This is a genomic window from Actinotignum sp. usb-actsch-213, from assembly GCF_059085665.1.
This window is the reverse complement of the sequence record NZ_JBHNSQ010000057.1, coordinates 1-1423: the sequence shown is the minus strand read 5'-3', so window position 1 is coordinate 1423 and position 1423 is coordinate 1. Positions and strand designations below refer to the sequence as shown.

Sequence of the window (1423 nt, the reverse complement as noted above, 5' to 3'; positions counted from 1 at the left end):
GTATCTGTATCCCGCGGTGATCCTCGTGTCGGCATGCACAAAGGCGACCATCGCGGGTACCTTTCGAATCAACTCTTACCTATCCTCGAAAGGAGATACCCCGCAATGGCCGCTGACCCCCATCATATCGACCCGACAACCTACCTGGGCGAACTACTCACCCAAGCATCCCCCGACCTGATGCGTCACATGCTCACCGATTTCATCAACCAGATCCTGTCCGTCCAAGCCGACAGTATCTGTGGAGCGAACTATGCAACACCCTCCCCGGACCGTGTCAACAGGCGCAATGGTTACCGACACCGCCAGTTAGACACCCGCGTTGGAAGCCTGGATATCGCTATCCCCAAACTACGTACCGCTTCCTTCTTCCCTGACTGGCTACTCGAACGCCGCAGCCGGGCAGAGCGCGCGTTGACCACCGTGATTGCCACCTGCTACCTCAAAGGAGTGTCTACCCGACGCATGAACGACCTGGTAGCCACGCTCGGCATCACTAACCTCTCCAAATCACAAGTCTCGGACATGGCCAAAGACCTTGACGCGACCGTCAACGATTTCCGTACCAGGCCTTTAGACCAGGGCCCTTACTATTACCTGTCCTGTGACGCGCTGACCATGAAAGTACGTGAAGGCGGACGCGTGGTGAAAACCAGTGTGCTGCTGGCTACCGGCGTCAATAAGGACGGATATAGGGAATTACTGGGCATGCAGGTTGCTACAGCGGAATCTACCGCGTCGTGGACCGGGTTTTTCCGTGATCTTATCGCCCGTGGCCTTGAGGGTGTTTTCCTGGTGACCAGTGATGCTCACCTGGGTATCCAGGCAGCGGTCAGTGATTGTTTACCGCAGGCAAGCTGGCAACGCTGCCGGACCCACTTCGCGAAGAATCTTTCATCCATGGTCTCTAAGACCCAGTGGCCTACATTATCGGCAATGTTCCACACGATTTTCAGGCAACCAGATGCTGCTAGCGTGTGGGGGCAAGCCCGGGACGTGGTCGAGTTTTGTTCGAGGAAGTTTCCTCATGTTGGGGACTATCTGGAAGAATCCCTTGACGAGATTCTCGCGTTTACCGCTGCTCCTGAAACAATATGGACCAAGATCTGGTCGAATAACCCGACCGAGCGGCTTAACCGTGAGATTCGTAGGCGTACTGATGTTGTGGGTATTTTCCCTAACCGGGAGTCGGTGGTCAGGCTGGTCGGAGCGGTTTTAGCTGAGCAGCATGATGAATGGATTCAACAAAAGCGGTACATGTCGTTGGCGAGTCTGGCGCAAACCCGGGATGTTATCGCTCGTGGTGTTATCGACGAGAAGACTATTAGTGGGAAGGAAATTATTGCTTGACCTGTGTCTGATATCCAGTCCTTATTAGTATCGAAACCAGAGAATGACAATCATGATTCGAGAACACAGATAC

At 54.0% G+C, this 1423-nt stretch carries 1 protein-coding gene; it reads left to right on the top strand.

The window, feature by feature from the left end:
• Positions 1-105: 105 nt before the first annotated feature.
• Complete coding sequence (locus AC5RK6_RS06300; protein ID WP_016442579.1) at positions 106-1350, top strand: IS256 family transposase; 1245 nt, start codon at positions 106-108, stop codon at positions 1348-1350.
• Positions 1351-1423: the final 73 nt, after the last annotated feature.